Source organism: Streptomyces sp. (assembly GCF_035563135.1).
Lineage (GTDB): Bacteria > Actinomycetota > Actinomycetes > Streptomycetales > Streptomycetaceae > Streptomyces.
The window spans coordinates 1-7,504 of record NZ_DATMVN010000821.1; the positions used below are offsets into that span (position 1 = coordinate 1).

8 protein-coding genes and 1 pseudogene are annotated in these 7,504 nt (G+C 70.9%); 2 read left to right on the forward strand and 7 right to left on the reverse strand.

Annotation, left to right across the window (positions count from 1 at the left end):
- Positions 1-637, reverse strand: a 637-nt coding sequence (locus VN520_RS36390) for an FAD-dependent oxidoreductase (protein WP_325751234.1), incomplete at its 3' end; no start/stop codon positions are given.
- Positions 638-831: 194 nt separating this feature from the next.
- Here VN520_RS36390 and VN520_RS36395 point away from each other — a divergent pair.
- Entirely contained in the window at positions 832-2,196 is a 1,365-nt protein-coding gene (locus tag VN520_RS36395; protein WP_325751235.1) for a dipeptidase, read from the forward strand.
- Positions 2,197-2,272: 76 nt separating this feature from the next.
- Here the strand turns inward: VN520_RS36395 and VN520_RS36400 are convergent, their stop codons facing one another.
- Positions 2,273-2,395, reverse strand: coding sequence for a hypothetical protein (locus tag VN520_RS36400; RefSeq protein ID WP_325751236.1), 123 nt, complete (start codon positions 2,393-2,395; stop codon positions 2,273-2,275).
- A 391-nt stretch (positions 2,396-2,786) separates the two neighbouring features.
- On the opposite strand from VN520_RS36400, the gene VN520_RS36405 reads away from it, so the two are divergent.
- On the forward strand, positions 2,787-3,467 hold the full coding sequence (locus tag VN520_RS36405; protein ID WP_325751237.1) for an MBL fold metallo-hydrolase: 681 nt from the start codon (positions 2,787-2,789) through the stop codon (positions 3,465-3,467).
- A gap of 18 nt (positions 3,468-3,485) precedes the next feature.
- Here the strand turns inward: VN520_RS36405 and VN520_RS36410 are convergent, their stop codons facing one another.
- The 5 genes and pseudogenes from VN520_RS36410 to VN520_RS36430 form a co-directional block, all read right to left on the reverse strand.
- Complete coding sequence (locus VN520_RS36410) at positions 3,486-4,529, reverse strand: NUDIX hydrolase (RefSeq protein ID WP_325751241.1); 1,044 nt, start codon at positions 4,527-4,529, stop codon at positions 3,486-3,488.
- A 2-nt stretch (positions 4,530-4,531) separates the two neighbouring features.
- Positions 4,532-4,807, reverse strand: coding sequence for a hypothetical protein (locus VN520_RS36415; RefSeq protein WP_325751238.1), 276 nt, complete (start codon positions 4,805-4,807; stop codon positions 4,532-4,534).
- Between the two features lie 231 nt (positions 4,808-5,038).
- Positions 5,039-5,594 (reverse strand): annotated as a pseudogene (locus tag VN520_RS36420) (glycoside hydrolase family 3 N-terminal domain-containing protein); the annotation flags it as partial.
- A 175-nt stretch (positions 5,595-5,769) separates the two neighbouring features.
- Positions 5,770-6,861 carry a DUF1996 domain-containing protein gene (locus VN520_RS36425; RefSeq protein ID WP_325751239.1) on the reverse strand — a complete coding sequence of 364 codons (1,092 nt, stop codon included), beginning with the start codon at positions 6,859-6,861 and terminating at the stop codon, positions 5,770-5,772.
- Positions 6,862-6,997: 136 nt separating this feature from the next.
- Positions 6,998-7,504, reverse strand: a 507-nt coding sequence (locus VN520_RS36430; RefSeq protein WP_325751240.1) for a discoidin domain-containing protein, incomplete at its 5' end; no start/stop codon positions are given.

Here is a 7,504-nt window from a genome sequence, read left to right on the forward strand (position 1 = left end):
CCCGTCCCGCCCAGTCCTCGGCGACCGTCTCCGGCACGGGGATCTCGGCCTCGAGTCCGAGGTCCACCTGGTCGAGCTTCACGCCGACATGAGCCCCTATGCGGCCGGCGCTCCCGTCCGCACCGACGACGGCCCGGGCCAGCACGGTCTCACCGCCCGCCGTCACCACGGCGACCGTGCGCCGGTCGGGCACAGCGGTGCCGTGCTGCTCGACCCGCGTCACCGCCACACCCGTGCGCAGCTCGGCGCCCGCCTTCTGGGCCTCCTCCACCAGACCGGCGTCGAATTCCGGCCGGTTGATCAGCCCGAAGAGCATGCGCTTGGACCTGCGGGTGCGCGACAGCTTGCCGTTGAGCGAGAAGGTGACCGCGTGGATCCGGTCCTTCAGGGGCAATTCGAATCCGGGGGGAAGAGAATCCCGCGAGAACCCGATGATGCCGCCGCCGCACGTCTTGTAGCGGGGGATCTCCGCCTTCTCCAGCAACAGCACCCGACGGCCTGCGACAGCCGCCGCGTACGCCGCGGAAGCTCCGGCCGGCCCCGCGCCGACCACGACGACGTCCCATACCGGGGAATCCTGCGGTACCGACGACGACTCATCCGGCTCACGTCCGGCGTCTGCGTTCTCGCTGCTCACGATGTGCTTCTGCTCCCGATCCGACCAGTGGCCCCGACTGCTCACGGCATCCTACGGCGCGTCGCGGCCGAACTCCGCTGTGGGAGGATCAGCCATGAATTCGTCGTACACGCGACGTCCCATCCACGGCGTCGCCCCCGGTCGCGTACACACCGCGCCACAGCCCTGACGTCGCACCCACGAGGAGCGTGCCCATGACCGCCCGTCCGATTTCCGAGACCGTCGCCTCGCTGATGCCCCGCGCGAAGGCGGAGCTCACCGAGCTGGTGGCCTTCCGGTCGGTGGCGGACCCCGCGCAGTTCCCCAGGAGCGAGTGCGAGGCCGCGGCCGGCTGGGTCGCCGACGCACTGCGCGCCGAGGACTTCCAGGACGTCGCCCTGCTCGACACCCCTGACGGGACCCAGTCGGTGTACGGCTACCTGCCCGGACCGGCCGGCGCCCCCACGGTGCTGCTCTACGCGCACTACGACGTGCAGCCGCCGCTGGACGAGTCCGCCTGGGTCTCACCGCCGTTCGAGCTGACCGAGCGCGACGGCCGCTGGTTCGGCCGGGGGGCCGCGGACTGCAAGGGCGGATTCATCATGCACCTGCTCGCGCTGCGCGCCCTCAAGGCGAACGGCGGCGTCCCGGTCTCCGTCAAGGTGATCGCGGAGGGCTCGGAGGAGCAGGGCACGGGTGGCCTCGAACAGTACGCCGAGGCGCACCCGGAGCTGCTGGCCGCCGACACGATCGTCATCGGTGACACCGGGAACTTCCGCGCCGGCCTGCCCACCGTCACCGCCACGCTGCGGGGCATGACCATGCTGCGGGTGCAGCTGGACACCCTTGAGGGGAACCTGCACTCAGGGCAGTTCGGCGGGGCGGCCCCGGACGCGCTGGCCGCGATGATCCAGCTCCTGGCATCCCTGCGGGCCGAGGACGGTACGACGACGGTCGACGGGCTCACGGCCGACGCGGAGTGGGACGGGCTGCAGTACCCGGAGGGTGAGTTCCGCAAGGACGCCAAGGTGCTCGACGGTGTGGGGCTCATCGGCACGGGCACGGTCGCCGACCGCATCTGGGCGCGGCCCGCGGTCACCGTCATCGGTATTGACTGCCCGCCGGTGGTCGGCGCCACCCCGTCAGTTCAGGCGAGTGCCCGGGCGCAGATCAGCCTGCGGGTCCCGCCGGGTCAGGACGCGGCCGAGGCGACGAAGCTGCTGACCGCCCACCTGGAGTCGCACGCTCCCTGGGGCGCGCGGGTGACCGTCGAGCAGGTGGGCCAGGGGCAGCCGTTCCGCGCCGACATCACCAGCCCCGCGTACACGTCCATGGCCGAGGCCATGCGGCTCGCCTACCCGGGTGAGGAGATGCAGTCCTCCGGCATGGGCGGTTCCATCCCGCTCTGCAACACCCTGGCCGCGCTGTACCCGCAGGCGGAGATCCTGCTCATCGGGCTGAGCGAGCCCGAGGCCCGGATCCACGCGGTGAACGAGAGCGTGTCTCCCCAGGAGCTCGAGCGGCTCTCGGTCGCCGAGGCACTGTTCCTGCGGAACTACGCGGAGTCCAGGAAGGGCTGAGGGGCCCCACGGGCCGGTGCGGTTGCCTGTGTGCCGGCGTACGCCGCCCGGCGCCCGGGCAGCCATGCCGGCCGCCTCAGCCGAGGTGCTGCTGGAAGAAGGCGGCGGCGCCCCTGCCGGCCCGGCCGGGCGCAGCCGGGTCGGCAGGCCCCGGCTCGTTGCCGTCGGCGAAGTCGCTGCCGCGGTGGTCAAGAGCCACGACCCGGAAACCTGCTTCGGGCAGCGGCCGTACCAGCCGTCCCGTGCCGCTGCCCGAACCTCCGGTGCCGTGCGAGAGAACGATCAGCGGCGCGGGTACGGCGGGCGGACCGGACGGCTCCCGGGGACAAAGACGGACGGGACGCGGACGAGCCGGATCGCGCGGGTCACCTCGGGACTCGTCGTACAGGACTCGTATCAGCGGCCGGCCTGCCCGGAGATCGTCATGGCGACATCGCAGGAAGACTTCCCGGCCCGCGCCGCCTTTCCCCGGGACCCGTGCGCGGTCTGCCGCCGCATGACCCGCACGGGGCCCCGGGTACGCGCTGAGCGAAGTCGCCCGGAGCAGATTTCCGGGCAGCGGGCGGCCTGCTCTCCGTACGTTTCACCGTATGGATTGCGTCGAGGTACTCCCGCAGCTGCTCATGTTCCGTTTCCCGATCGGCCAGGCCTATCTCTGGCATGACGGTGCGGACCTGACCCTGATCGACGCCGGCGACCGGCACGCGGGCGGCGCCATCGAGGAAGGCATGCGCCGGTTCGGTCACGACCCGGCCGGGATCCGGCGGATCGTCCTCACCCACGGCCACCGCGACCACTACGGCGCCGCGCAGGAACTCGCGGACAGACACGGCGCCGAGATCCTGGCGCACCGGCTGGACGCACCGGCCGTCCGGGGCGAGGAGCCCGTGCCCGACCCCGTCCTGCACGACTGGGAACGTCCGTTGTACACCAACGGGCTGACGGTCCCCGAGGCACCGCCCACCAGGGTCGACCGCGAGCTGACGGGCGGTGAGGAACTCCCGTTCGGGGGCGGCGCCCTGGTGGTGCACGCCCCCGGGCACACCCCTGGTTCCCTCGGCATCCATCTGCCCCGCCACAAGGTGCTCTTCACCGGGGACGCCGCGGCCAGGGTGGACCGGGTGATCCTGGGGGTGCTGAACACCGACCACGCGCAGGCCATGGCGTCCTTCCGCCGGCTCGCCGCCCTCGGGCCCGATGTCGCCTGTTTCGGCCATGGTGATCCCCTCACCACCGGCGCGGCGGCTGCTCTGCGGGCCGCCTCGCAGTGACCGGCGGCCCGCGGGAGGTCATCGGACGCCCACGGGCACCCCGGCCTCCAGATTCAGCACGGTGGAGCGCTCGCGGGCACGCAGTGCCCAGCGGAGCCGTTCGAAGCGGGTCGGCGGGAGCATACCGGCCGCCTCCTCCTCGGTGACGAACCGCCAGCCGCGCAGTTCCGAACCCGGCAGGAACAGTCGTGCGGCCTCCTCGCCGCGCAGCCGGCCGCCGTCGAACAGGAAGCGCAGGCCTCCGTACGCGGGTGGCTCGGGCGCCTCCCAGTCGACCACCAGGAGCCCCGGCTCCGTGTCCAGGCGAAGCCCGAGCTCCTCGGCCACCTCTCGGATCCCTGCCTGTGCCGGGGCCTCTCCGGGCTCCACCACACCGCCGGGGAACTCCCACCCGGGCTTGTAGGTGGGGTCCACGAGCAGTACCCGGTCCTGCTCGTCGAAGAGCAGCACCCCCGACGCCACGGTCTCCCCACGCGGCTCGGGGGTCTGGACTATGCCGCACTCCCCCGCCGCGCCGGTGCGCAGTGCTTCGGCGATCCGCTCGGCCGTCTCGTACGGGGTGAGGGCGCTGGTGTCGATCGTGTGGGCGTCCGCGGTGATCCACCCGAGCGCCGCCCGGTAGGGCTCGATGTGGTCGTAGGCCCACTGCCGGATCCGCTCGTCGTGCTCGGGGTCGTCGGGGAACTCCTCCCGTTCTGCGATCCGTTTACGCAGGATCGTTTCCTCAGGTGAGAGCAGTACATGGCACACGGGTATACGCCGGGAGGCGAGCCCTCCGAAGATCTCGTCGCGGTAGTCCTGCCTCAGCAGTGTCATTGGCACCACCAGCACCCCGGAGAGTTCCGCGAGAAGAGCGGCGGCCGTATCGACCACCAGGCGCCGCCATATCGGCAGGTCCTGGAAGTCGGTCACTTCGGCGAGCTTCTTCTGGGGCAGCAGCCGGCGCAGCTCCCCGCCGGTGAGCTCGGGGTCGTAGAAGGTGCTGTTCGGGATCAGATCGATCAGTTCGCACGCGGCGCTGGTCTTGCCCGCACTGAACGCACCGTTGATCCAGACGACAATCACTAATACTCCAGGGTGGGAAGGCCACTGAACAGCAGCGGAGCAGGTTTCGCGGGATCGTCCGGGAGACGGACGGGAAACGGCGGTGTCCACAGCCCGGCCCCCGCCACCTCCTTCTCCCACACGCCCTGGAGATACCCAACGATCCGCGCTTCCATCGCGAGTGCTCCCTCGCTGTACGTACCCTCCACACCGGGCAGCTCATGCCGACCGGTGACCGCACAGACGGTGGCGACGGTGACCTTGCCTGTCTTGTGGTCGGCGCGGCGGTGCTTCATCTGGAGCGCCTGACAGGCGCCGGGGAAGAGCAGGTCACTGACCGGTGACGACCTTGATCCGGCGGATCCCGGAGCGGCCGTGGCCGTCGCCCCGGGTGTAATCACGTCTGTGCTCGACCACTGCCGCCCTTTCGGGCGATCTTCTTCAGCGCGCGGTCCAGGCGTGGGGCACGGGCGGCCGGCAGGCCGACGACTTCGCGCACCCAGCGTCCGCCACCTGGGGCCGATCTTTCATGACCAGCCACACGCCCGCGTCGACGGCCGCCTCGAACGGAGCGGGGTACACCTCCCTGAGTACCCGCTCGGAGACCCGTACGTCGACATGCATGCGCTCGGTCTCGGAGTCGTTGGCGACGTGGTGCTTGGCCGTGGCCACCGCCCCGGCCGCCTGGATGCCCCGGATCAGCGCGGCACCGGTACGGCCCGTCAGCTCCGGATCCTCCGAGCAGTGCTCGAAGTGCCGTCCGCCCAGCGGAGTGCGGTGCAGGTCGAGCGTGGGGGCGAGGACGATGTCCCCATCCTTGCGGGCCGCTTCCGAGGCGAGCGGACCACCCAGCCCCTCGTCCCACAGCCCGCCGATCGCGGACGCCGACGGCAGCAGCGCGGAGGTGCGCCGTTCGTCCCACTCCTCTCCTCGCACACCGGCGGGGCCGTCGGACATGACCGTCTGACGCGGCTCGACGGCCGGCATGTCGGCGGTCCGCCAGGTAGTGGTACCGCTCAGCAGCCGTACCTTCTGGGTCAGATCGAGCTTCTCCAGCATCAGGTCGATCACGTCGCCGGTCATTCCCACCCCGGTCACGTCAGCCACCCCCCGGCCGGGAAAGCGCTCCCCAAGCTTTCGTCCGCGCGGGGGCTCACGTCAAGCCCCTTGCTGATGAACCGTCACCTGGGCACGCGGAAGGCCCGGCCGCCCCGAGTACGGGAGAGGGCGACCGGGCCGGTGCGCATCGCCGACCGGCTCAGGGCAGTCGGTGGTCTGCGTTCAGCACGGTCCCGCGTTCGGGGCGGTACAGGTCGAAGCCCCGTGTGTCGCACTGCAGGCCGCCGACGATGCAGTGGTCGACCAAAGCCTTGAGGGTGCGCTCCTCCCACGCGTTGAAGAAGTCGTAGTGGAAGGAGTAGCCGCGGCCGCTGGCGAGGCGGACCTGGCTCATGTCGCCGTTGACCGGCCATGCCATCTTGAACTCGATCATCGGCAGGGCGACGGGGTGGGAGGCCGGGCACATGTTGTCGTTGGTGCCGGGTCTGACGACCGGGTAGGCCATGTGGCTCTGGTGGTCCGGGGTGTCGAGGTACTTTCCGTCCCAGCAGCTGGGGGCCTGCATGCGCAGGTTGAGCTGCACGTCGGGCCGGCTGGGACAGCTCGCCGGGATGTCGGTGTTGAAGAAGCTGTCACCACATTCCCAGCCCTCGACGAAGCCCTTGTGCGCGCGGAACTCCTGGGCGTTCTGCATCGGGTTACCCACTACGAACCGCAGACCCTTGGGGAAGGGCCGCACGCTCCGGTAGTCGGTGACGCCCGCCTTGTAGTAGATGACCTGCGGACCGACGGGCAGGATCTTCTGATCGCCCTTGTACAGCGAGGGCATCCAGTACGCGGAGGCGTCCGCGGGCGCCTTGCAGGTGGTGTTCCCTCCGTGGAGCGAGCCGGTGGTGCTGGCGGCGTCGGTGGAGGTGTTGCCCATGAACGTGTGGTCGTGGGACTTGCCGAACTGGCCCGGGTAGACGATCGGGTCGTCCGGCGCGGTGTGGGTGACGGCGCAGCCGGCCTGGAACTCGTGGTGGTAGGCCGGCGGCGGGGTGGCTGTGGACGGAGTGACACCGGTGACCTGGGGTACGGCCGGGATGTAGCCGTCTCCGTCGGCGTCGTCGCCCGAGGCCTGGGTGGACACGGCCATGACGTGTCCGCTGTGAGTGTCGGCCGCGACGGCGGAGGGCGGGGCGCTGTTGTCCGTGTCCGCGGCGGAGGCCATGGTGCCGATGCCGAGGACACTGGCGATGAGGGCCGTACCGAGGAGGAGTGCGGGGAGCCGTTTCGGACTCGATCTCATGGGGATCTCCTGCCCATGGGGGGTTTCGCGTGGACGCGAACACGCCACGCGACTGGTGTGATGGGTTCCCGTGCGGTGGTGCCGGGGCGGCGGGGCCGAGCGGCGGGCCCCGCCACCCGTCATGGGGTCCGGCTTGTCAGCTGTAGACGCCGAACTCGTGGAGCGAGTAGCCCCAGCCGGTGCCGCGGGCCGTCAGCTGGAGCTTGACGTACCGGGCGGTGGTGGCGGCCTCGATGGTGTCGATGTCCCCGTTGCCGGTGGTGGTGGTGTGGACGGTCCGCCAGGTCGTGCCGTTGTCGGAGACCTGGACCTCGTAGGACTTGGCGTAGGCGGGGTCCCAGACGAGCTGGAGTGTGCGGATGGGTCTGGCCGAGCCGAGGTCGGCCTGGATCCACTGCGGGTCGCTCCAGTCGCTGGCCCAGCGCGTGGCGGTGTTGCCGTCGAAGGCGTTGGAGGCGGGGCAGGGGCAGTCGCCGTAGGAGGCCTGGGCGGAGGAGGCGGTGGCGGGCCTGTTCAGGGCGATGTTCGTGCCGGTGACGGGCGGGGCGACGACCTTGACGGACTTCGTCTCGATGCCCGCGTTGCCGCGGCCGTCCTCGGCCTGGATGTAGACCTTCCACACGCCGAGCTTCTCGGGCACGGT